General features: G+C 45.4%; 19 protein-coding genes and 1 pseudogene. 9 read left to right on the forward strand and 11 right to left on the reverse strand.

The genetic code is table 11. The features are described from left to right. Positions 1–36 precede the first annotated feature (36 nt). Both bamK and glmM read left to right on the forward strand, forming a co-directional pair. Positions 37–693: a BamK family beta-barrel-assembly machinery protein gene (gene bamK / locus C234_RS0108705; RefSeq protein WP_027325444.1), complete on the forward strand. Its 657-nt coding sequence runs from the start codon at positions 37–39 to the stop codon at positions 691–693. A gap of 36 nt (positions 694–729) precedes the next feature. Continuing rightward, on the forward strand, positions 730–2118 hold the full coding sequence (glmM, locus tag C234_RS0108710) for a phosphoglucosamine mutase (protein ID WP_027325445.1): 1389 nt from the start codon (positions 730–732) through the stop codon (positions 2116–2118). Positions 2119–2271: 153 nt separating this feature from the next. Here the strand turns inward: glmM and C234_RS17475 are convergent, their stop codons facing one another. The 8 genes from C234_RS17475 to C234_RS0108755 all read right to left on the reverse strand — a co-directional run bounded on the left by C234_RS17475 (position 2272) and on the right by C234_RS0108755 (position 9354). After that, positions 2272–2436 carry a hypothetical protein gene (locus C234_RS17475; protein WP_154656404.1) on the reverse strand — a complete coding sequence of 55 codons (165 nt, stop codon included), beginning with the start codon at positions 2434–2436 and terminating at the stop codon, positions 2272–2274. A 401-nt stretch (positions 2437–2837) separates the two neighbouring features. Next, positions 2838–4001 (reverse strand): OmpA family protein, encoded by a 1164-nt coding sequence (locus C234_RS0108725; protein WP_027325447.1) that lies wholly within the window; start codon positions 3999–4001, stop codon positions 2838–2840. Between the two features lie 148 nt (positions 4002–4149). Then, positions 4150–4974 carry a FecR family protein gene (locus tag C234_RS0108730; protein ID WP_027325448.1) on the reverse strand — a complete coding sequence of 275 codons (825 nt, stop codon included), beginning with the start codon at positions 4972–4974 and terminating at the stop codon, positions 4150–4152. A gap of 35 nt (positions 4975–5009) precedes the next feature. After that, positions 5010–5588, reverse strand: a complete 579-nt coding sequence (locus C234_RS16195; protein ID WP_051290215.1) for an RNA polymerase sigma factor — start codon at positions 5586–5588, stop codon at positions 5010–5012. A gap of 63 nt (positions 5589–5651) precedes the next feature. Beyond that, entirely contained in the window at positions 5652–7226 is a 1575-nt protein-coding gene (locus C234_RS0108740; RefSeq protein ID WP_027325449.1) for a peptide chain release factor 3, read from the reverse strand. Positions 7227–7275: 49 nt separating this feature from the next. Further along, positions 7276–8142 (reverse strand): dTDP-4-dehydrorhamnose reductase, encoded by an 867-nt coding sequence (gene rfbD / locus C234_RS0108745; protein WP_027325450.1) that lies wholly within the window; start codon positions 8140–8142, stop codon positions 7276–7278. After that, entirely contained in the window at positions 8143–8688 is a 546-nt protein-coding gene (locus C234_RS0108750) for a DUF4924 family protein (RefSeq protein WP_027325451.1), read from the reverse strand. Positions 8689–8700: 12 nt separating this feature from the next. Continuing rightward, positions 8701–9354: a LysE family translocator gene (locus C234_RS0108755; RefSeq protein ID WP_027325452.1), complete on the reverse strand. Its 654-nt coding sequence runs from the start codon at positions 9352–9354 to the stop codon at positions 8701–8703. Between the two features lie 419 nt (positions 9355–9773). Between C234_RS0108755 and purL the strand changes: the two genes are divergently transcribed. The 4 genes and pseudogenes from purL (at position 9774) to C234_RS0108785 (ending at position 15518) form a co-directional block, all read left to right on the forward strand. After that, a complete protein-coding gene (gene purL / locus C234_RS0108760) occupies positions 9774–13478 on the forward strand; it encodes a phosphoribosylformylglycinamidine synthase (RefSeq protein WP_027325453.1) in 3705 nt (1234 codons plus the stop codon). A 500-nt stretch (positions 13479–13978) separates the two neighbouring features. Beyond that, positions 13979–14317: pseudogene (locus tag C234_RS0108775) on the forward strand (helix-turn-helix domain-containing protein); the annotation flags it as partial. Positions 14318–14336: 19 nt separating this feature from the next. Next, the gene (locus tag C234_RS16200) at positions 14337–14924 is read left to right on the forward strand and encodes a chromate transporter (protein ID WP_051290216.1); all 588 of its coding nucleotides are present in this window, start codon (positions 14337–14339) and stop codon (positions 14922–14924) included. Between the two features lie 45 nt (positions 14925–14969). Continuing rightward, positions 14970–15518, forward strand: a complete 549-nt coding sequence (locus tag C234_RS0108785; protein WP_027325455.1) for a chromate transporter — start codon at positions 14970–14972, stop codon at positions 15516–15518. Positions 15519–15521: 3 nt separating this feature from the next. Here C234_RS0108785 and C234_RS0108790 read toward each other — a convergent pair whose 3' ends face one another. After that, positions 15522–17030 carry a glycoside hydrolase family 10-like protein gene (locus tag C234_RS0108790; protein ID WP_027325456.1) on the reverse strand — a complete coding sequence of 503 codons (1509 nt, stop codon included), beginning with the start codon at positions 17028–17030 and terminating at the stop codon, positions 15522–15524. 157 nt (positions 17031–17187) lie between these two features. On the opposite strand from C234_RS0108790, the gene recQ reads away from it, so the two are divergent. After that, positions 17188–18999, forward strand: a complete 1812-nt coding sequence (gene recQ / locus C234_RS0108795; RefSeq protein ID WP_034537351.1) for a DNA helicase RecQ — start codon at positions 17188–17190, stop codon at positions 18997–18999. Between the two features lie 340 nt (positions 19000–19339). Here the strand turns inward: recQ and C234_RS0108805 are convergent, their stop codons facing one another. Both C234_RS0108805 and cysK read right to left on the reverse strand, forming a co-directional pair. Continuing rightward, positions 19340–20176: a tetratricopeptide repeat protein gene (locus tag C234_RS0108805; RefSeq protein WP_051290217.1), complete on the reverse strand. Its 837-nt coding sequence runs from the start codon at positions 20174–20176 to the stop codon at positions 19340–19342. Positions 20177–20206: 30 nt separating this feature from the next. Then, positions 20207–21157, reverse strand: a complete 951-nt coding sequence (cysK, locus tag C234_RS0108810) for a cysteine synthase A (RefSeq protein WP_027325459.1) — start codon at positions 21155–21157, stop codon at positions 20207–20209. A gap of 90 nt (positions 21158–21247) precedes the next feature. Here cysK and C234_RS0108815 point away from each other — a divergent pair, with 90 nt between their 5' ends. Both C234_RS0108815 and C234_RS0108820 read left to right on the forward strand, forming a co-directional pair. After that, positions 21248–23080, forward strand: a complete 1833-nt coding sequence (locus C234_RS0108815) for an LTA synthase family protein (protein WP_027325460.1) — start codon at positions 21248–21250, stop codon at positions 23078–23080. 22 nt (positions 23081–23102) lie between these two features. Continuing rightward, positions 23103–23783, forward strand: a complete 681-nt coding sequence (locus C234_RS0108820; RefSeq protein ID WP_027325461.1) for a phosphatase PAP2 family protein — start codon at positions 23103–23105, stop codon at positions 23781–23783. Positions 23784–23899: the final 116 nt, after the last annotated feature.

Genomic DNA, 23899 nt, shown 5'->3' on the forward strand with positions numbered 1-23899 from the left:
AATACATTTGTACAGAATATATCTAAATGGCAGATAATGAAGAAACTTATATTTATATTGATTTCCTTGTGGGTAGCGGGAAGCCTGTTCCAATCGTGCGATAACACGAAAACTTACGCAGAAATGCTGGAAGAAGAAAGAGATGCGGTGAAAAAGTTTATTAAAGACAGCGCTATCCATGTCATTTCATTGGAAGAATTTGAAAAAGATACCATCACAGCTTCGAAAGAAGCGGGAGATGATTTCGATGAGTTCGTGGCTTTTTCCAACGGAGTTTATCTTCAAATCATAAACCGGGGCGATAAAACGACGAAAGAACGCTTCAGGGATGGAGAAGAAATCTGCGCCCGTTATTTGGAAAAGAATGTGGCGACACGCGAAACGGCTTGTTTCAACATCTTTCAACCCGACTGGGCAGACGCAAATCAGACATATACGCAACCGGCAGTTTTCCGTTATGTAGATAACGGCGTATCATCCGCTTACGGCATTTTTACCGAAATGGATTATATGTGGTCAAAGTATTATGGAAGTTCTGCCGTGCCTGCCGGATGGTTGCTTTCTTTGCCTTATCTTTGGGATAACGCGCGCATCCGACTCATCATACCGTCGAAAATGGGACACTCTTCCGCGCAACGGTATGTCACTCCTTACTATTATTATATTCAAGGGTTCTCGAAAGCGGAAAGCTAAGAACACTTACATTAAACATATTATTTAGTTAACACCATGACTCTAATCAAATCGATTTCCGGAATCCGCGGTACCATTGGCGGAGGGGCGGGTGAAGGATTGAATCCGCTCGATATTGTAAAATTCACTTCTGCGTATGCTACGTTGATTCGCAAGACTTGCAAAGTTAAAAGCAATAAGATTGTTGTAGGGCGCGACGCCCGCATTTCCGGCGAAATGGTAAAGAACGTAGTAGTGGGAACCCTCATGGGAATGGGATGGGACGTAGTCGATATCGATTTGGCTTCTACTCCGACTACCGAACTTGCCGTGACGATGGAAGGCGCTTCGGGAGGTATTATCCTGACGGCTTCGCATAACCCCAGACAGTGGAACGCGCTTAAACTTTTGAACGAACGAGGCGAGTTCCTGAACGCTGCCGAAGGTGAGGAGGTTCTTCGCATTGCCGAAGCGGAAGAATTCGACTATGCCGATGTAGACCGCTTGGGTTCTTACCGCCAAGACCTCTCTTACAACCAAAAACATATCGACAGTGTATTGGCTCTCGAACTGGTGGATGTGGAGGCCATCAAGAAGGCGAATTTCCGCGTGGCGATTGATGCCGTGAACTCTGTGGGGGGAATCATTCTTCCCGAATTGCTCGAACGCCTTGGAGTGAAACATGTGGAAAAACTCTACTGTGAACCTACCGGAGATTTCCGGCATAACCCCGAACCGCTTGAGAAAAACTTGGGCGACATCATGAACCTGATGAAAAGCGGCAAGGCGGACGTGGCTTTTGTGGTAGACCCGGACGTAGACCGTCTGGCAATGATTTGCGAAGACGGAACGATGTACGGCGAGGAATATACGTTGGTGACGGTGGCCGATTATGTGTTGAAGCATACTCCGGGCAATACGGTTTCCAACTTAAGCTCGACCCGTGCTTTGCGCGACGTGACACGCAAATACGGAATGGAATACAATGCTTCTGCCGTGGGCGAAGTGAATGTGGTGACGAAGATGAAAGAAACAAACGCCGTAATCGGCGGTGAAGGCAACGGAGGAGTTATTTATCCGGCAAGCCACTACGGACGCGATGCCTTGGTGGGTATCGCTTTATTCCTCAGTCATCTGGCTCATGAGGGCAAGAAAGTGAGCGAACTTCGCGCTACGTATCCTCCTTATTTTATCGCAAAAAACAAGGTAGACCTGACTCCCGGAATAGATGTGGACGCTATCTTGGCTAAAGTGAAGGCACTTTATAAGAATGAAGAAATCAATGATATCGACGGAGTGAAAATTGACTTTGCCGACAAGTGGGTACACCTGCGCAAGAGCAACACCGAACCGATTATCCGTGTGTACAGCGAAGCTTCAACGATGGAAGCGGCGGAGGAAATCGGACGGCAGATTATGGATGTTATCAACGAACTGGCAAAATAAAACTCTGCTTTAACACACACTTTTTAAGGAAGCAGATAAACCATGAAAGCCGGTATGTGAAATGATTGATATATCTCATTTCACATACCGGCTTTTATGGTTATAGCACATTGACTGAATATCCCTTTTTATCTCAAGACTGTACCTCTTTCATTAGCAATCATGCCCCAACGCTTGTCTTTTATAAAATATTTTTTTTAAAGCAGAGCTTTCAAAAATCAGTTTGTAAGGTAAAGGAAAATGGAAATCATACATTCTTTCGCGCATAAAATCTTGTCCATGGAGCAAATTTCCTCCTTCTAAAATACATTCTATCATTGCTGAATTTCTTAGCCTCTTTATCGAAAGACGAAACTTTTATCAAAAAAAGCTCCAACCAATACAGAATATGATAAGCGGACGGAATAAGTAATAGAAACCACCATGAAAAAAGACAAGCCAAAACAAAGGCCGGCAGTGCCGCAAGAAGCATGCATTCCATATATTGTCTTTTATGGATGAGCATTTCCATCTCTTCCCAATATTCACAATGTTTATGATAGGTAAAGCAGATTCCGAAAAGCATAAAATAATGTTTATTTTCTGCTTTTACAAAAAGCTTTGCAAGTCGACTATTATATATAATCATTCTTTTTTGTAATAAAACAGTTTAGGCAAAAAAAATGTGAGAGGAAACACCCCTTTTCCCCTCACACACTCAGAAATAAATGAATACGAAATTATTCAACGATAACTACGCGATTCAATACAGCTTCCTTGAAACGATTATTTGTATCACCTTCAGCTCTCTTCACAAGGCGATCTGCAGGTATACCATATTTTTCAACCAACAAATTATATACATAATCTGCACGTTTTTCACTCAACTTCTGATTCCAAGCCTTCGTACCGGTATCTTTATCGGCAGAACCAATCAAAGTAAATGTTTTGTTGGTATCAGCTTTCATAATGTGGGTAGCATAGTAATCCAAATTAGTCAATTCTTTAGAATCCAATTTAGCTTTACCAATTTCGAAGAACAGAGCCAAAGGAGCAGTGATAACTTCAGTTACAGTCTCCGGTTGACGATTTCTGGCTGCTATCAACTCATCTGACAATTGTTGATTATCAGCTCTCAATTTATCGTTCTGTGCGCGCAAATCATTAATGCGGTCATTGTAAGAACTGAAGTCTACCGGTTCCGGCATAGTTACACGATTGAAACCGGTCTTGCCAAGTTTGAAGTTCAATCCTAATGTTACAGAAGACATACCTTCAACTTTCGCGCCACCAACAACTCCGTCAAGTCTTTGGTTAACAAGCATCTGACGTCCTTCCAAAGTCAAATCCACACGTTTACCCAAACGGAATGTGTTCAAAATACCGACAAATGCGGCAAGTTCATTATCTTCATGACCGTTGCCTTTAGCTTGTACCCAACCGAAGCCTCCATAAGGAATAAAATTCCATACACGCTTAGAGTTATATCCCAACATGACATTGGAAAGATTCCACAGATAATCGGCATGAACAGTTATTACATCAAATTTCTTCTTCGTATAATCTTTCTCCATTCCGTCAGCAAAAGGAGCACCGGGTCTTGTTGCGCCTTTTACTTTAAGTCCGGCGTATTGTAAACGAACTCCAGACCATGGAGTAATCCATTTACCGATAGAAACATCGAGCGCAGGCGCCAAGCGTTTACCAAAGTCGGCTTTGCTATCTTCTTCACCTTCGTAGATGTTGACTCCACCTCCTACACTAAAAAACCAATTGTCAAAAGTCTTATTAGTCTCATACGGACCACGCAAGATTTTGCCATCGGCATCACGATTTTCTTTCTGTTGTGCCACGGCACAAACACTCATAAAAATCAGAACTGCTGTAATAAATCTCTTTTTCATCGTCTTAATTATTTAAATTAATTAATTGCTATCTCTTCATAGCACTTACACTCTAAAGAGAAGCTTTGGTTCTTTTTTTACCAAAGAAACAAAAAAAAAACATATTTTGTTTGCAAAAAGTTTCTTTTTCTGTAATTAAAGGAATTTTTCACAATAAAACAACCTCTTTCCCGCGAATTTCGTAAGATATTCCCAAAGATCCGAATACTCTCTTTAAAGTTTCATCCAAATTTCTCGTATAAATAAGGCCGCTATAAAACAATCCTTCACATTTCTCACGTCCTATCACCTTAATATGGAATATTTCTTCAATATCCGCCACTACATTTATTAACGGATCATTTTCATAACCCAGAATTTTCCGAAGCTTTATTTCTTTTTCAACGACCCCCATCTCTTTCTCGTCGCAATGCACGCTTTCACCTGCCGCTAATGCCGTCACTCCAACAGGAGTCTCTAGTTTTACACACCCCTCTTTGCAACTGACGGTTATTTCATATTCTTTTTGATCTATCCAAAATTTAGTTCCCAACACAGACACATTACCCGCTTGTGTGCGAACTACAAAAGTTTTACCGGGAATCACACTAAAGAAAGCCTTACCCGTTAAATGCAAACTTCGATTCCAAAGCCATCCGATTCTATTGAAAGATAACATTGAGTTTTCCATCATTTGCACGCGACTCCCATCCGGCAATTCGCATTCCACCATCATTGTGCCCGTAGATTGTTTTTCTTCGGACAGAAAATAAGCGCCTATCCCCAAAAGAATAGCAAACATTGCCGCAGCGCTCCAATATAGCATGTTTTTACGAAACAATCTATTTTTCTTCTCAGTCTGAGTCAAACGGCTCTCTTGACGCAGCTTCTTTAAAGTCTCGCCTACTTCGACTTTACGTGTAAATACCGAGTCGATTAAAGGCAGCTTTCCTTCTTCCAAATATTTTTCTAATATTTCTTTCCAATCCTTCATTTCATTCAACACAATAAAGCAATCGCTAACTTTAATTACAACAATGGGACCAAACGTCCTCTCAACCTGGATATTGCCATATAAGCAGTATTATAAACAGTGCGAGAAGTCAATCCCATCACCTCAGCAATTTCATCGGAGCTAAGCCCTTTGTAATATTTCAAATACAAAACTTCGCGCTGTTGCTTAGTCAGACTATTAAGTTCTTTTTGCAGAAAGTTCAGCTGTTCTTTTTTCATTTCCGACCGAACAATAGCAGTTTCTACATCTATCTCCAAATCAAATCTATATTCACTCGTTTCCACCTCTTCCAACGACCTGAAAGTTCCGTTATGATCCTTCTTCAGTTCATTGATTAGAATACGTTTCAAGGAAATACAAAGATAAGCAGTAATTGACTTTGGCACAGAACAAGTCTTTCTCTTTTCAAAGATGTATACAAATAACGTTTGTATAGCCTCTGTTACCAGATCATCATCACCGGCTATCTTCATACCATATCCATAAAGCCAATCTGCATTCTGTTCATAAAGCTGCCTGAAAGCATCTTCATCTCCTTTCTGAATTTTCCTCCAGAATGCCGCATTCGTATTATTGATAGTATCTCCCGCCATTAATATCAGAAATAAAAAGTCCTTTTTTACCGGAATAATTCGTTAAAATACTCAAATCAGAAATCAAAACTCACTTGTAAAGTGAAACTTTATATGCTTAAAATCTATTTGTGCCATTTGAAGCACATAAGATGAATCGGCCAAAAAGACGTCGCGCCCTTCACGATCTTTCGCCATATATTGATATTTGCGTTTTTTAAAAGCTTCCAACTCTTCGATATCATCGCTTTCCACCCAGCAGGCTTTATAAAGACTTACCGGCTCCCAGCGGCAAGAAGCGTTGTATTCATTCAACAAACGGTACTGTATTACTTCAAATTGCAATTGCCCTACCGTACCGATAATCTTACGTCCGTTAAACTGATTGACAAAAAGCTGAGCCACCCCTTCGTCCATCAATTGATCAATCCCCTTCGCCAGCTGTTTCTGTTTCATCGGATCGGCATTTTCGATATACTTAAACATTTCCGGAGAGAAGCTGGGCAGTCCGCGGAAATGAAGCAATTCGCCTTCAGTCAGCGTATCGCCGATTTTAAAGGTTCCGTTATCCGGCAATCCGATAATATCTCCCGCATAAGCTTCGTCGATTGTGGTTTTGCGCTGTGCCATAAATTGCGTCGGCGACGAAAAACGCATGCTTTTCCCATGACGTACATGAAGATAAGGCGCATTGCGAACAAATTTGCCTGAACATACTTTGCAAAAAGCTACACACGAGCGGTGATTCGGGTCGATATTCGCCGTAATTTTAAAGATAAATCCGGTAAATTTGTGTTCTTCCGGTTTCACTTCACGCTCTTCCGCCTGCACAGGACGGGGGCTTGGAGCTATTTCTACAAAACAGTTCAGCAACTCCTGTACTCCAAAATTATTCAATGCCGAACCAAAAAAAACCGGTGCGCAATGACCTTCCAGATATGTCTCCACATCGAATTCCGGATAAACGCCTTCAATCAGTTCCAAGTCACTCCTCAGCTTATCTGCCAATGGCTTGCCAATCTGCCCGTCCAGCTCTTCGGTATTTATATCGATTTCCACTTTTTCCGTCACTATCTGCTTCGACGGTTGATATAAATCAAGCTTTTGCTCATATATATTGTATACTCCTTTAAAGCGAGGGCCTTGTTCGATAGGCCACGATAATGGCCGAACCTGAATCATAAGTTCTTCTTCCAGCTCATCAAGCAAGTCGAAAGGATCTTTTCCTTCACGGTCCATCTTGTTGACAAAAATGATGACCGGCGTATTCCGCATACGGCAAACTTCCATCAATTTTCTTGTCTGTGTTTCCACACCTTTTGCGCCGTCGACCACAATGATTACGCTGTCTACGGCAGTAAGCGTACGATACGTATCTTCCGCAAAATCCTGGTGTCCCGGTGTATCGAGAATGTTAATCTTATAATCCCGATAGTCGAACTCCATAACAGAAGTAGTAACCGAAATTCCACGCTGTTTTTCAATCTCCATCCAGTCGGAAGTCGCAGTCTTCTTAATTTTATTACTCTTTACCGCACCGGCAACCTGAATCTGTCCGCCAAAAAGCAACAGTTTCTCGGTCAAAGAAGTTTTTCCCGCATCGGGATGGGCAATAATGGCGAACGTTCGCCGCCTTTGTATTTCTGAATTGTCAACCATATTTATAAAATGGACATTAAGAATGTAAGTACACTTTGGGTAACCTTATTCATTCCTGTTTTCTCAAATTTAAAGATTCCATACAAACCCTGAGGCTGTCCTCCCAATGAGGAATCTCAAGATGAAACGTCTCTTTTATTTTTGTCTTATCAAGCACTGAATAATAAGGGCGATTTGCTTTTGAGTCATATTCTTCCGTATGCAAAGGTTTCACTTTACAGGAGGTTATGCCTGCCAATCGGTGAATTTTCAATGCGAAATCGTACCATGAGCAAACTCCTTCATTGCTGAAGTGGTAGACTCCTCTGACTATACCTCTATTTATAATAGAATAAATAGCCCGTGCCAAATCTTTGGCATAAGTAGGTGTTCCGATCTGATCGAACACTACCCTCAACTCTTCACGTTCTTTCCCTAATCGGATCATCGTTTTCACAAAATTACTCCCATAGACAGAATAAAGCCATGCAGTGCGAATCACTACCGCATCTTCACAATGCCGCATAACCTCTTTTTCTCCTTCCAATTTGCTAAACCCGTATACAGAAACCGGAGAAGGCATACACTTTTCCGTATAAGGAATATGCGAAACGCCGTCGAATACATAATCCGTAGAAATATGAATCATCCCGGCATTAACAATCTTGGCAGCCCGTGCCAAGATTCCCGGAGCTACAGCATTCAATTGCCAGGCAAGTTCTTTCTCATCCTCCGCCCTATCCACTGCCGTGTAAGCGGCACAATTCACAATCAGTTCGATTTCCTTTCCGGAAACATACTTCCGTACAGACTCTTCATTACAGACATCCAGTTCCTGTACATCCGTAAAGTAATAAATATGTTGCCGATTTTCATGTGCCAAAGCTTGCATTTCGTTTCCAAGCTGTCCCTTGGCACCTGTTACTAAGATTCTCATTTACTCCGCTAATTTTAATTCGCCTTTGCTGTCTTTATCATAATAATTTGCCAGCATGGAAAGGAAACTGCTGATCGCTTCAATCGCTTTCAAAGTTTCCTCACTGATGGCTTTCTTTTGCAGACGAAGCAATAATACTCCATACAACGCTTCGAAACAAGTTTCCAATTCAGGCTCATCTTTTTTCCCGCTTTTGTTACGCAATTCTATAACAAATGGCAAGGCTTTGAAATAAGCGGCGTTATAAAAAGGGTATTGAGACGAAGCGAGCAATGTGTTATGAAGATCCGTCAAATTAATAACAACATTCTTGTTAATCTGAAGATGCCCTTTGTCTCTCACCCCCTCCTCCCTCATCATAGTGATAAGGTTCCGATACCATTCCGTCATTTCAGCCCGTTGCTCCTCCGGGTAGCGAGCAATGATATTGGCAGCCAATCCATCGAGTTCACAATCATAGGCACGAATCAAATCTTCTTCCTGCCACATATATATAAGATATTCCGCAATGTTTTTTTCCTTCAGTTGCTGTGCTATCCGATTCATACGTCTTCCTTTTTAATAAAGCGACTCTCCAAGCAATGTATAAATTAACCCTGCGACCGAGGCCAGTATCACGACACCGCCAATCACACGATTCAAAATCCAGATGCCACGCAAATTAAACTTCGTACGCACTTTATTTACAAAAAAAGTGATTCCAAACCACCACACCAATGCCCCCAAAACAATAGCAACATATCCCGTGATCTCTTCAAATACCAATACTCCCGGTTGTACAAAAGCAAAGCGGGCAAAAAGTCCGATAAAAAGAAGAATAATCAAAGGATTGGAGAGAGTGACGAAAAAAGCGGTAATAAAATTATGAAAGTAAGAACCTTTGTTTGACGAAGCCGGTCGAATGGAATGCACAGGATTGCTCCGAAAAGTGTAAATTCCAAAAATAAGCAACATAATGCTGCCTAATAGCTGTAAGTAAAATATATTCTTATTAATGTAATCGAAAACAAAACTCATACCATAGCCTGTAAGCAACGCGTAAGCAATATCGCTCAACGAAGCTCCTAAGCCGGTCACAAATCCGTACCAACGTCCTTTGTTCAGCGTACGCTGGATGCAAAGAACCCCTACCGGGCCTAAAGGTGCGGACACTACAATGCCTATGATAAAGCCTTTAATTAAAATATCAAATATAGTTTCCAACTGAATCATGCGGCAAATATCGCACTTTTTTATGAGAAGAAGCTAGTATATTAACGTTTTTTCGGAACATACGCTTTGCATGTTCCTCGAATCCATACGAATATTATCCTCGAATGCTTTTACAGTCTAGAACTTTTATAATAAAACTTGTTCGTCTTTCGTCTGCGTTTTATCCGTCTGCCGTTCGATAGACGAATAAAACACAGACGAAAAACGAATGAAACACGGGCGGCAGACGAATAACTTTTTAAACAGAAAGTAAAGTGTTTAGCATATTTCCTCTTATTTTTCACCATCGTATCCGGGCGGAACAACAAAGTTTACATTCCCTTTAAATGATGATGTTCTTTTTATGAGTATTTTCTTCTTGCCACCGCCGATTTTATTTATCTTTGCACCACAGAAAAAACGTAAAATCTAAAATACACATGATTCTTTTTTTCAGAACCCCTTCCAAGAGCATGATTGCCGTAGAGAGCAATCACCGGCTCACTCCCGATGAAAGTGATAAACTCTGCTGGCTTTTTGGCGAAGCTGTGATGGAGAACGAAGAAAAACAAGATGGATATTTTGTTGGTCCCCGACGTGAAATGATTACTCCCTGGAGTACGAATGCCGTAGAGATTACCCAAAACATGGGTATTGAAGGAATCGTCCGCATTGAAGAGTTTTTCCCCGTGAAAGACGAGAAAGCCGATTACGACCCAATGCTACAGCGCATGTATAAAGGCCTGGATCAGCAAATATTTACGACCAATCGTCAGCCGGAGCCAATCTATTATATCGATGATCTGGAGGCCTACAATGAGAAAGAAGGCTTGGCGCTCTCGAAAGAGGAAATGGAATATTTGAAGAAAGTGGAAAAAGACCTCGGACGAAAGCTGACCGATTCCGAAGTTTTCGGATTCGCACAAATCAATTCCGAACATTGCCGCCACAAGATATTCGGAGGAACGTTCATCATCGACGGAGTAGAACAGGAATCTTCGCTGTTCCAAATGATTAAAAAGACCACTCAGGAAAATCCGAACAAGATTATCTCGGCTTACAAAGATAATGTGGCCTTTGCCGAAGGTCCGATAGTGGAACAATTCGCTCCCGCCGACCACTCCAAACCCGATTTTTTCCAAATCAAAGATATTAAAAGCGTAATTTCGCTGAAGGCCGAAACACACAACTTCCCCACAACGGTAGAACCTTTCAACGGCGCTTCCACAGGTACCGGAGGCGAAATACGCGACCGTATGGCCGGAGGCAAAGGTTCATGGCCCATTGCGGGGACTGCCGTTTATATGACTTCTTACCCTCGCACGGATGAAGAGCGCCCTTGGGAAGAGATACTGCCGGTACGCAAATGGCTGTACCAAACTCCCGAACAGATTCTGATCAAAGCCTCTAACGGTGCGTCGGACTTCGGAAACAAATTCGGGCAACCGCTCATCTGCGGTTCGGTACTTACATTCGAACATACCGAGAACAACGAGGTTTACGGCTATGACAAAGTCATTATGCTGGCCGGAGGCGTAGGTTACGGCACACAGCGCGACTGCCTGAAAGGCTCGCCCGAAGCGGGAAATAAAATCGTTGTGATCGGCGGCGACAACTATCGCATCGGACTGGGCGGAGGCTCCGTTTCTTCGGTCGATACAGGACGATACAGCAGCGGTATCGAGCTGAATGCCGTGCAGCGCGCCAACGCCGAAATGCAAAAACGTGCCAACAACGTGGTGCGCTCTCTTTGCGAAGAAGAAACAAACCCGATTGTTTCTATTCACGACCACGGTTCGGCAGGGCACGTAAACTGTTTGTCGGAGCTGGTGGAAGAGTGCGGCGGACTAATCGACATGAGCAAACTGCCCATCGGTGACAAAACTTTGTCGGCCAAAGAGATTATAGCCAATGAAAGTCAGGAACGAATGGGACTGCTCATCAAAGAGGAAGCACTCGAACACGTGCGTAAAATAGCCGAACGCGAACGTGCTCCGATGTATGTGGTGGGCGAAACCACCGGCGATCACCGCTTCGCTTTCCAACAAGCCGACGGTGTGCGCCCCTTCGACTTGGCGGTAGACCAGATGTTCGGTTCGTCGCCCAAGACATATATGGTAGACAAAACAGTGGAACGTACTTATAAAGCGCCGGAATACAATGCAGCCAAACTGCACGAATACCTCACCAATGTGCTTCAATTAGAAGCGGTAGCCTGCAAAGACTGGCTGACTAATAAAGTAGACCGTTCGGTGACGGGGAAAGTCGCCCGCCAGCAATGCCAGGGAGAGCTTCAATTGCCGTTGAGCGACTGCGGCGTGGTAGCTCTTGACTACCGCGGCGAAAAAGGGATCGCCACCTCTATCGGGCACGCTCCGCAAGCAGCATTGGCAGATCCGGCGGCGGGTTCGGTTCTTTCCGTATCCGAAGCGCTCACAAACCTCGTATGGGCGCCGATGGCGGAAGGCATGGACAGCATTTCCCTCTCGGCCAACTGGATGTGGCCCTGCCGTTCGCAGGAAGGCGAAGATACTCGTCTGTACACAGCCGTGAAAGCGTTGAGCGATTTCTGCTGCGCTCTGCAAATCAACGTGCCCACCGGAAAAGACTCGCTTTCGATGACTCAGAAGTACCCCGACGGAGAAAAAGTCATTTCTCCGGGAACCGTAATTGTTTCCGCCGGAGGCGAAGTGTCGGATGTAAAAAAAGTGGTATCTCCCGTATTGGTAAACGATGCGAAGACCACTTTGTATCATATCGACTTCAGCTTCGACGAGCTGAAACTCGGCGGTTCGGCATTCGCCCAATCGTTGGGAAAAATCGGTGATAACGTACCTTCCGTACAAGACGCCGAATATTTCCGCGACGCATTCCTTGCCATACAGAAACTGATTGACAGAAAACTGATTCTGGCAGGACACGACATATCTGCCGGCGGTCTCATTACCACATTGCTCGAAATGTGTTTCGCCAACACCGAAGGCGGTATGGAAATCGACCTCGACAGACTGAAAGAGGCAGACATCGTGAAAATTTTGTTTGCCGAGAATCCGGGTGTTGTCATCCAAGTGAGCGACAAACACAAGGAGGAAGTGAAAAAAACATTAGAAGAAGCGGGCGTAGGTTTCGTGAAGTTGGGCAAACCGACAGATGAACGGCATATACTCGTATCAAAAGACGGTGCGACTTACCAGTTTGGCATCGATTATATGAGAGACGTATGGTATACTTCTTCCTATCTGCTCGACCGGAAACAGTCGATGAACGGTTGTGCTAAAAAACGCTTCGAAAATTACAAGATGCAGCCCGTAGAATTTGCGTTTATGCCGGAGTTCAAAGGCAAGCTTTCTCAATACGGCATCAGCCCCGACCGACGTACTCCGACCGGCGTGCGCGCAGCTATCATCCGCGAAAAAGGAACCAACGGAGAACGCGAAATGGCCTATTCGCTCTATCTCGCCGGATTCGACGTGAAAGACGTTACGATGACCGATCTCATCAGCGGGCGTGAAACTTTGGAAGATGTGAACATGGTCGTTTATTGCGGAGGCTTTTCCAATTCCGATGTGTTAGGTTCCGCCAAAGGATGGGCGGGAGGTTTCCTGTTCAACGAAAAGGCAAAAACCGCTTTGGATAAGTTTTACGCACGCAAAGACACCTTGTCTTTGGGCATTTGCAACGGTTGCCAGCTGATGATGGAGCTGAACCTTATCAACCCGGAACTGAAGAAGAAAGGCAAAATGCTGCACAACGACTCGCACAAGTTCGAATCTACCTTTGTGGGAGTCACCATTCCTACAAACAGAAGCGTAATGTTCGGCTCGTTGAGCGGCAGTAAACTGGGGATTTGGGTAGCCCACGGAGAAGGAAAGTTCTCATTGCCTTATGACGAAGACAAATACAATGTAGTGGCCAAATACAACTATGACGAATATCCGGGCAATCCGAACGGATCCGACCACTCGGTAGCTGCTTTGGCAAGCGCGGACGGCCGGCATCTCGCCATGATGCCCCATTTGGAACGTGCCGTCTTCCCGTGGCAAAACGCTTATTACCCGGCAGAACGCATCAATAACGACCAAGTTACGCCGTGGATAGAAGCATTCGTTAATGCTCGGAAATGGATTGAAGCAAAAGTAAAATAAATAAAAGTCGATTCAAACGCTAAGAAAGAGAGAATAAACCAACGATAAACAAAGCTTTCCAAAAGCTTTATAGATACGTTAAATTCTTTTTTCAATCCCCTTATTCAAATCTTTTTCAGTTAACGAAACAGATATTGATAAGGGGATTGCTGCATCTGCCGGATGCCCAATGGCAAATAAAAGAATATAAAATTGCTTCTTGTTGAAACACGTTTTCATGTTATTCTGAAATATAAATTTGCGTTCTCAAAAAAAAAACTTATTTTTGTCTATCTTTCCTAAATCAAAAAAGAACACAATTAAGCAAATTCAAAAGGTCTGTTTCATATGAGAAAAAGATTTCTTTTTTTTAATATCGTTTTCTTTCATCCAAACTGCTGCGGTTTGCGAATGCCAGAAAAAAGAAGCATATATTTTCATGAACAGCCTGATAATACCCAATAACTCTTTTTTTCTAAACTCTTACCAGCTACTTATTTATAAAACTCAGAAAACGAACAAATATGGATTGGAACTTTATTTCTACCGTAAAACGACATGTGGAAAACAACATAGACAATCAGTCGTTTAATGTAGAGACGCTTTGCAGCCTGATGGGGATGAGCCGAACCAGCTTCTACAACAAATTAAAATCCCTGACGGATCAGGCGCCTGCCGATTACATCCGTCTCATCCGGTTGGAATATGCGATCCGCCTACTGAAAGAAGGAGAGCACAACATAACCGAAATATCTGAAATGACAGGATTCAACGATGCCAGATATTTCCGGCAAGTATTCAAAAAACATTTCAACGTAAGTCCCAGCCAATACGGTAAAAAGATTAGAGAACACAGATAAAAAGAGGAAATTGAAAAGAATGAATATCTACTTCGAACTGTTCGGAATCTTTTTTAAGATAGGAGCTTTCACCATCGGAGGTGGATACGCTATGGTTCCCCTTATCGAAAACGAGATTGTGACAAAACGGAAATGGATCGCGCGGGAAGATTTCATCGATCTGCTTGCCATAGCGCAATCGTCGCCGGGAGTGCTGGCTGTAAACATAGCAATCTTTATCGGGTACAAACTGCGTGGTGTTCGCGGAAGTATCGTCACTACGCTGGGAACTGTCCTACCGTCGTTTACCATCATACTGGCTATTGCCCTGTTCTTCCACAATTTTAAAGACAACCCCGTAGTCGAACGCATTTTTAAAGGCATCCGCCCCGCCGTGGTAGCCTTAATCGCCGCACCTACATTCACCATGGCCAAAGCAGCCCGCATCAACCGTTACACGATATGGATACCCGTTTTATCCGCATTGCTCATCTGGTTGCTCGGTTTCTCTCCGATTTGGATTATCATAGCAGCCGGATTAGGTGGATTTGCATGGGGAAAAATAAAAAAAGAAGAGAGCCGGACGGCGGAGAACAATGCGGTAAGCGGGACGAAACAAAAACCATGAATAAAGAGTCATACAGACTAAGAAACAGAAAAAATAAAGGAAGCTATGATTTACTTGCAGCTGTTTTACACATTTTTCAAAATAGGTCTTTTCGGATTCGGAGGAGGCTACGCCATGCTTTCGATGATTCAGGGTGAAGTGGTGGCCCGTTATGAGTGGATCAGTGCGCAGGAATTCACAGACATCGTAGCTGTCAGCCAAATGACGCCGGGTCCTATCGGAATCAACGCAGCCACGTATGTTGGGTTTACAGCAACCGACAGCGTGTGGGGTGCGGTTATCGCCACGTTCGCCGTCATTCTTCCTTCGTTTATCCTGATGCTTACAATCAGCAGGTTCTTTCTGAAGTATCAAAAACATCCGGCCGTAACATCCGTCTTCAAGGGGTTACGACCGGCCATTGTGGGGTTGCTGGCTTCGGCGGCATTGATGCTGATGAACGCCGGGAATTTCGGTTCGCCCGTCACAGACACTTACACGTTCGTCATCAGCATATTGATTTTTACCGCAGCTTTTGTGGGAACCCGAAAGTATAAAATAAATCCCATCCTGATGATTGTGGGTTGCGGAATCGCCGGCTTGCTGCTTTATTAGAGATTACAACTTCACTTTCTTGCTTACCGACTTCGATTCGTTGTGCAAGCGGTCGAGCGCTGTAACCACATAGCGGTATTTCTTTTTCCCCGAATCATAGGGAAGCCTGAAGTGGTTTTTGTTCGTGATGCCTGCGATATGAGAAGGATCGTCGATATCGACCTTTTCACCCGGTTCAAAACGATAAACGACATACCGCACGGCTTTGTCCATCTCGGTTTTTGCTTTCGGAGCCGTCCAGAAGAGCATGTATCCGTCTTCAGTCCATACTTTTTTTACTTTCCGCACCTTACCCGGAGCTTTGTTGTCTATGAAGTCGAACACCGGAACAAGCGACGGATATTTGTGATACTCTTTAACCAAAGCATCTCTGTAAAGTCCGGCGTTTTCCACCACCGCACCGGCATACCACTGACAGCTTCCGCCGATTGTCTGATAAGCACGCTGCAACGCCATTTTGCGGGGAAGCTGATTGATCGCAGGATTCTCCGGATCGGGCTTCTGAATGCTATTCATCACCGACTGCCCTATAAACAGCGGACGGTTCTCGGCATGCCTCGCCCACCATTTGACCAAAGTTTCATAATCGGCGGCCTTATGCCCCACCTCCCAATATATCTGCGGAATATTGTAGTCTATCCATCCCTCGCGTGCCCACAGCAAAACATCGGCATACAAGTCATCGTAATTCTGCAATCCGTTTGTCCGGCTGCCCAACGGGTCTGTTTTCTCATTCCGGTAAATCCCGAACGGGCTTACACCGAATTTAACCCACGGTTTCAGCGCACGAACTGTTTCATGTATCTTTTTAATCAGAATATTCACGTTGCTCCTCCGCCAGTCCGCCTTGTCGGAAAATCCTCCGCCATAGCGTTGGAAGCTCGCATCATCCGGAAAGTCCATCCCTTTGACGGGATAAGGGTAGAAATAATCGTCCATGTGAATGGCATCCACGTCGTAGCGCGACACAATGTCCGTCACAATCTTGCAGATATACTCGCGGCTATGAGGAAGCGCCGGGTCGAAAAACATCTGGTCGCCGTATGTTACGAACCATTCGGGATGCTGATAGTAAATATGCGTAGGCGCCAATTCGTTCTTCAACGAAGTCTTTACCCGATACGGGTTGATCCAAGCATGAAACTCCATATTCCTTTCGTGGCAGGCTTCAATCATAAACTGCATCGGATCCCACACAGGCGAAGGAATCCTGCCTTGTTCCCCTGTAAGGAAACGGCTCCAAGGTTCATGCTGCGAAGCGTACAGCGCGTCCGCCTCGGGGCGTACCTGAAAGATAATCGCATTGATTCCCGCCTCCTGAAGAGAATTCAACTGACTGATAAGCGTTTGCTTCAATTGCTCGGCAGGAATGCCGCGAAACCGGCTGTTTACCGTTTGTATCCATGCGCCGCGGAATTCCCGTTTCGGATATCTGCCATTCGGGTTGCTCTGCGCCCCGGCTCCTACAGTCAGCAGCAGAGCCGACAAGAAAAGAATCTGTTTCAATTTCATAATATTTGTTCGTCGTAAATAATGGTGGCAAAGATAATATAAGCCTGCGCCATCTGCAACAAATAGAAGCATCATTCGACGCAGAAATAGCCGCCACGGGATAATAAAAATTCATAAACAAAACGTACCTTTGCAGGAAAGTTTAAGCAAACGGAAGATGAAAAAGACTTTAAAGAAATATTTCGGTTACGACAGTTTCCGCCCTTTGCAGGAAGAAATCATCCGGCATCTGGCAGACGGGCAAGACGCGCTCGTTCTCATGCCCACCGGCGGCGGGAAATCGATATGTTACCAACTGCCCGCCCTGCTCTCCGAAGGAACCGCCATTGTGGTTTCGCCGCTCATCTCATTGATGAAAGACCAGGTGGAGGCCTTGCAGGCAAACGGTGTCGCCGCCGGCGCCCTGAACAGCAGTAACAGCGAGACCGAAAACGCCAATCTTCGCCGGGCATGTATCGAAGGGAAGCTCAAGTTGCTATACATCTCGCCGGAAAAGCTGATAGCCGAGAAGGATTATCTTCTGGAAGATATGAACATCTCTTTGTTTGCCATCGACGAAGCTCACTGCATCTCGCAATGGGGGCATGATTTCCGTCCCGAATATACGCAAATGAGCGTGCTCCGCAAGAAATTCCCGAACGTCCCCATGGTGGCTTTAACCGCCACCGCCGACAAAATAACCCGCGAAGATATTGTCCGCCAGTTGCATCTGCGGCAGCCCCGCGTCTTCATATCTTCGTTCGACCGTCCCAACCTCAGCCTGACGGTGAAACGAGGCTTTCAGACAAAAGAGAAAAACAAATCTATCCTGGAATTCATCCAACGCCACGGGAACGAAAGCGGAATTATCTATTGCATGAGTCGCAACAAGACGGAAACTGTGGCGCAAATACTCAAAAAACACGGAATCGGCTGCGGAGTATACCATGCCGGACTCTCCGCCAAGCAGAGGGACGAAACGCAGGACGACTTCATCAACGACCGCATTCAGGTGGTATGCGCCACGATTGCTTTCGGTATGGGCATCGACAAATCGAATGTCCGGTGGGTGATTCACTACAACTTGCCCAAAAGCATCGAAAATTTTTATCAGGAAATCGGACGCTCCGGACGCGACGGTCTCAACAGCGATACCGTATTGTTCTACTCTTTGGCCGATTTGATACTGCTCACCAAATTTGCCACGGAAAGCAATCAACAGAGTATCAACCTCGAAAAGCTCCGCCGGATGCAGCAATATGCCGAGGCCGATATTTGCCGGAGAAGAATCCTGCTCAATTATTTCGGCGAAACTGCCGGCGAAGATTGCGGCAACTGCGATGTGTGCAAAAATCCTCCGCAACGGTTTGACGGAAGCGTGATTGTGCAAAAAGCGTTGAGCGCCATCGTACGCACGGAACAACAGGTAGGTATAAGCGTATTGATCGATATTTTGCGCGGAAACTATTCCGCCGAAGTGACCGGGAAAGGATATCAGGAACTGAAAACATTCGGCGCGGGACGAGAAATCCCGGCGCGCGACTGGCACGACTACCTGCTTCAAATGCTCCAACTCGGCTATTTCGAAATAGCTTATAATGAAAACAACCACCTCAAAGTAACATCGAGCGGAAGCGACATACTCTTCGGCCGAGAGAAAGCGATGCTGGTAGTGATTCGTCGTGAAGAACCTGCAAAAGCAAAAGAAAAGAAGAAGCAAAAACAGGCGGCGGTTATGAAAGAGATTGCCCTCGGACTACCGAATACAGAGAATGAAGATTTGTTCGAAGCCCTGCGCGGATTGAGAAAACAGCTCGCCGACGCGGAAGGTCTGCCCGCCTATATCGTTTTCTCGGATAAAGTGTTGCACCTGCTCAGCATAGCCCGGCCTACGTCTGTTGAAGAGTTCGGAACCGTCAGCGGCATCGGAGAATACAAAAAGAAGAAATACGGAAAAGAGTTTGTCGAACTGATTCGTCAATACGCCTGATCCGACGGGAACATCTGTCGCAGGCGGACCGACATTTGCCTTGTTTCATCTTTACCGGCAATCTGCTCATCGCATTAAAACACGAGCGGACTCCCTTATCTTTAGGTCGGTTCACCCGATACACTTCATTCTATCGAAATTGCCGCCGAAAGATCACACGTTTCGAACAAAGGCTGTTTTGAAATCAATAAGACGTTTCAAAAAAAGCCCGCCGCCTTTGATTTCAAAGCCCGCCGTGTTTGATTTCAAAGCCCGCCGCCTTTTTTTCAGAGCCCGCCGCCTTTTTTTTCAGAGTCCGCAGCAACCTTTTGCAACCGGTGGAACAGCTATAAAAACATACTCATTTGCACTGCCTGAGCTGTTCGTACAAATCGGAAGGAGGCACTCCCAATGCAATGGCTTTCTCAAAGTCTGCTTTAGCCGCCGCTTTCTTTTTCCGCGACAGATAAATGCTTCCTCGCAACAAATAAGCATCCACAAGTGAATCATTCAGACGAATGGCTTCGTCCAGATCCACCAATGCCAGATCTTCATGCCTCATATCCCGTTCCACGTCGGCGCGCGCCACATACAATGTGGCATCATCGGGCTTCTCCGCAATCATTTTATTCAGAATCTCGATCGATTCGCGAAACTTTCCCTCGTTCTGCTCCAAAGTAGCCAGTCCCAATCGCCCGTTATAGCTTAAAGGTTCTATTTCCAGCAAGCGGTTATAGTCGATCCGGGCAGCTACATAATCACGACGACGCATGTAAATATACGCCCGCATCAACAAAGCTTCTTTATTCCGCTTGTCTTCGTCGATCACCCGGCAGTAATCGACATAGGCAAGGTCGGTTTCGCCTCTTTCCATATAAATGGCCGCGCGGTCGAGCAGAATAGGAACGGCCGACGGAGCGAAGTTCAGCGCGAGCGAATAGGACTCCAATGCATAATCGTACTTACCCAAACGGCGTTGCACCCAACCCAGATTCGAAAAGAGCAAAACGTTTTTCGAATTCTTCGGTTCCAGTTTCAAAGCTTCAAGAAGCAATGTTTCGGCCTGATGCAGGCTATCTTTGCCGATGCATTCAAGCGCCTGCCCGAAAAGCTCCTCATAATTTTGAGCCGACAGCGTGAAAGGAAGGCAGAGAAAAAGCAGAACGGTAAAAGAAATAAGTTTATATTTTCGCCACATATTTTCGTTTATCAAATTAAAAGTGTATTCTCAATCCAACGGATAGGCGTCGAAAGCAAACAGTTCGGTCGATAAATACCGTTCGCCCGTATCGGGCAACAAGACGACAATCATTTTATCGGCAAATTCCGGACGTTCCGCCAACCGACGTGCCGCATAAACGGCAGCTCCCGATGAGATGCCTGCCAACAAACCTTCTGTCGAAGCAAGTTCACGCCCGGCACGAATCGCTTCCTCGTCGGGCACGCCCATCACCTCGTCTACCACAGAAGCGTCGTAAATACCCGGCACAAAATTGGCGCCGATTCCCTGAATGCGATGAGGCGCCGCTTTTCCCCCTCTCAACACGGGTGAAGATTCCGGCTCCACCGCAACGATATAAACATCCGGATTGTGTTTCTTCAACGCTCGCGCCACACCGCAAACGGTTCCTCCCGTGCCTACCCCGGCAACAAAAGCATCTATCTTTCCATCGGTATCACGCCAGATTTCCTCGCCCGTAGTACGCTCGTGAGCAGCCGCGTTTGAAGGATTCTCAAACTGTTGCAAAATCACCGAACCCGGAATACCTTTGCAGAGTTCCTGCGCTTTAGCAACAGAAGCCGCCATCCCTCCCGCTCCATCGGTCAGCACGATTTGTGCTCCCAATGCTTTCAGCAAGTTCCTTCGTTCCAGGCTCATCGTCTCGGGCATCGTAAGAATAAGCCGATATCCCTTGACGGTGGCCGCCATCGCCAGTCCCACTCCGGTGTTCCCGCTGGTCGGTTCAATGATGGTAGCGCCCGGCTTCAACACGCCGCGAGCTTCGGCATCTTCAATCATCGAAAGTCCCACACGGTCTTTCACACTTCCTGCCGGATTGAATGCCTCCAACTTAGCCACGAGACATTGTTTCAAACCGTGCTTCCCACTATATCCGGAAAGCTCCATTAAAGGAGTATTGCCGATCAATTCGGTCAAATTCTTTGCAATTTTTACCATCTTTCACCTCGTTTTATCAGGTTGATGCGCAAAGATACAGAAAAGATGTTGTACCTTTGCAGGCGTTCAATCTTTTTAAGCTTACAGCATATGAAAAAGAGAATCTTTCAATTTCTCATAACTTATCTTTTATTTGTTTTTCTGTTTATTCTTCAAAAACCTATATTCATGGTTTATTACCATGAACTTTACTCCGAATATTTTTTAACCGATTATCTCTCTGTCATATGGCATGGGCTACCTCTTGACTTATCGGTGGCAGGATACCTGACGCTGATTCCCGGAATTTTATTGGCCGTGTCGGCCTGGACCGATTCGGAGGTACTTCACCACATACGCCGGATTTATTTCGGTTTGGTGGCATTCACCATGGGCTGCATCTTTGTTGTGGATTTAGAACTTTACGGTTTCTGGGATTTTCGTCTCGACGCGACTCCTCTTTTCTACTTTCTCTCTTCTCCGAAAGACGCCATGGCAAGTGTCAGCATCTGGTTTATTTTATTAGACATTCTCTCGATAACAATTTATACGGCAATTGTTTACGGGATTTTCCATATCATGCTCATCCGTAAGCAAAGAAAATTGAGGACTCCTTTTCACCGTCCGAAAGTATCGCTTACACTTTTATTGCTCACCGGGTTGCTCTTTATTCCTATCCGTGGAGGGTTCGGCGTATCCACCATGAATCTGAGCAAAGTTTACTTCAGCCGCGAACAACGCCTCAACCATGCTGCCATCAATCCCGCCTTCAGCTTCATGTATTCCGTCACCCATCAAAGCAACTTCGACAAGCAGTATCGGTTTATGGAAGCCGGAGAAGCCGACCGCTTATTTGCCGGACTCGTAGAAAAGAACGCTCCCACGGACAGCATTCCGCAATTATTTACCGTCAACCGACCGAATATAATATTTATCATTCTCGAAAGTTTCTCGACTCATATCATGGAAACCTTCGGCGGAGCGCCCAATGTAGCCGTGAATATGGATCGTTTCGGACGGGAGGGGGTGCTCTTTACCAATTTCTATGCGAATAGTTTCCGTACCGACCGCGGTTTAGTGTCTGTCATCAGCGGATACCCCGCACAGCCGAGCACAAGTATTATGAAATATCCGGAGAAGACGGAGAAACTCCCTTCGATTCCGGGCAGTCTGAAGCAGGCCGGCTATCATCCGGAGTATTATTACGGAGGAGACGCGGACTTTACCAACATGCGCTCTTACCTGATTGCAGCGGGCATCGAGAAGATTGTTTGCGACAAAGATTTTCCTGTGTCCGAACGCACCGGCAAGTGGGGAGTTCATGACGACACCCTGTTCCGGCGATTTCTAAAGGATCTGAAAGAGGAGCAACAGAAAGAACCGTTCCTGAAGTTTATCCAGACATCGAGCAGCCACGAACCTTTCGAGGTCCCGTTTCACCGGCTGAAAAACAAAACGCTCAACGCTTTTGCCTATGCAGACAGTTGCGTAGGCAGCTTCGTCGAAGAAATTGAAAAGACACCTTTATGGGAAAATACATTGATCGTACTTGTTCCCGACCACTGGGGAGCATATCCCCGTCCTTTGGACGATCCGCTGGAACGGCACAGGATTCCCCTTATCTTTATCGGAGGCGCGGTAAAAGAAGCGCGGCGAATCGACACATACGCCTCTCAGATAGATATTGCCGCTACCTTGCTTGCTCAGTTAGGACTGCCGCACGATGAATTTGTTTTCAGCAAAAACATACTGAATCCCAATGCTCCGCACTTCGGATACTTCACCGAACCTTCGCTCTTCGGCATGGTGACAGAGGAGAATCAGCTGGTTTTCAACTGCGAGTCAAATTCCGTACAAGTGGATCAAGGACGATCGAAAGGAGCCAATCTGGCAAAGGGAAAGGCTTTCCTGCAAAAACTTTACGACGACCTCGCCAAACGATAGACAACCCGTATACAATTATCACATGAATGAATTAATTCAAAACCTATCTGAGACCGATACCGCAGTTTTTCTGTTTCTCAACGGATTTCACAATTCTTTTTGGGACCAATTCATGAGTGCCTTCACCGGAAAACTGATATGGATTCCGATGTACGTCACTATATTATATGTGTTGTTCAGGAACTTTCATTGGAAGACAGCCCTCTGCTACATAGCCGCCATTGCGCTTACCATCGGATTTGCCGATCAGATGTGCAACGGTGTGATCCGCCCGTTGGCGGAACGCTTGCGTCCATCGGGAGAAGGCAGTCCGATCGCCGAATTGGTACATATAGTCGACGGAAAACGTGGAGGAGGATTCGGATTTCCATCGTGCCACGCCTCCAACTCTTTCGGACTGGCATTTTTCCTGATTTGCCTGTTCCGCCGGAAATGGTTAAGCATATTTATCCTGCTTTGGGCTTTCACCAATTCGTACACACGTTTGTATTTAGGATTGCACTATCCCGGCGATTTGCTGGCAGGCGCGCTGATCGGCATATTGGGAGCAGGGGTGTTTTATCTCATTGCCCGTAGGATAGTTATCAATAAACGAATGCCGGAATTACCGCAAAGGGAACCCCGGCAAACGAACCTTATTATATATGTCGGACTGATTATTCTCAGCGGCATTGTGACCTACAGCACAATAGCGATGTGGTAGAAAACACATGCGGCGACATCGTTTCAACAGTTATGCGAAATACAAGAAAGAGGGCAGGAGAAACCCAACCGCTACCCGACTGCTGATAAAAGCGCGTCAGAACACAATCTCTGCCG

Origin of the sequence: Bacteroides pyogenes DSM 20611 = JCM 6294 (assembly GCF_000428105.1) — a bacterium.
GTDB lineage: Bacteria > Bacteroidota > Bacteroidia > Bacteroidales > Bacteroidaceae > Bacteroides > Bacteroides pyogenes.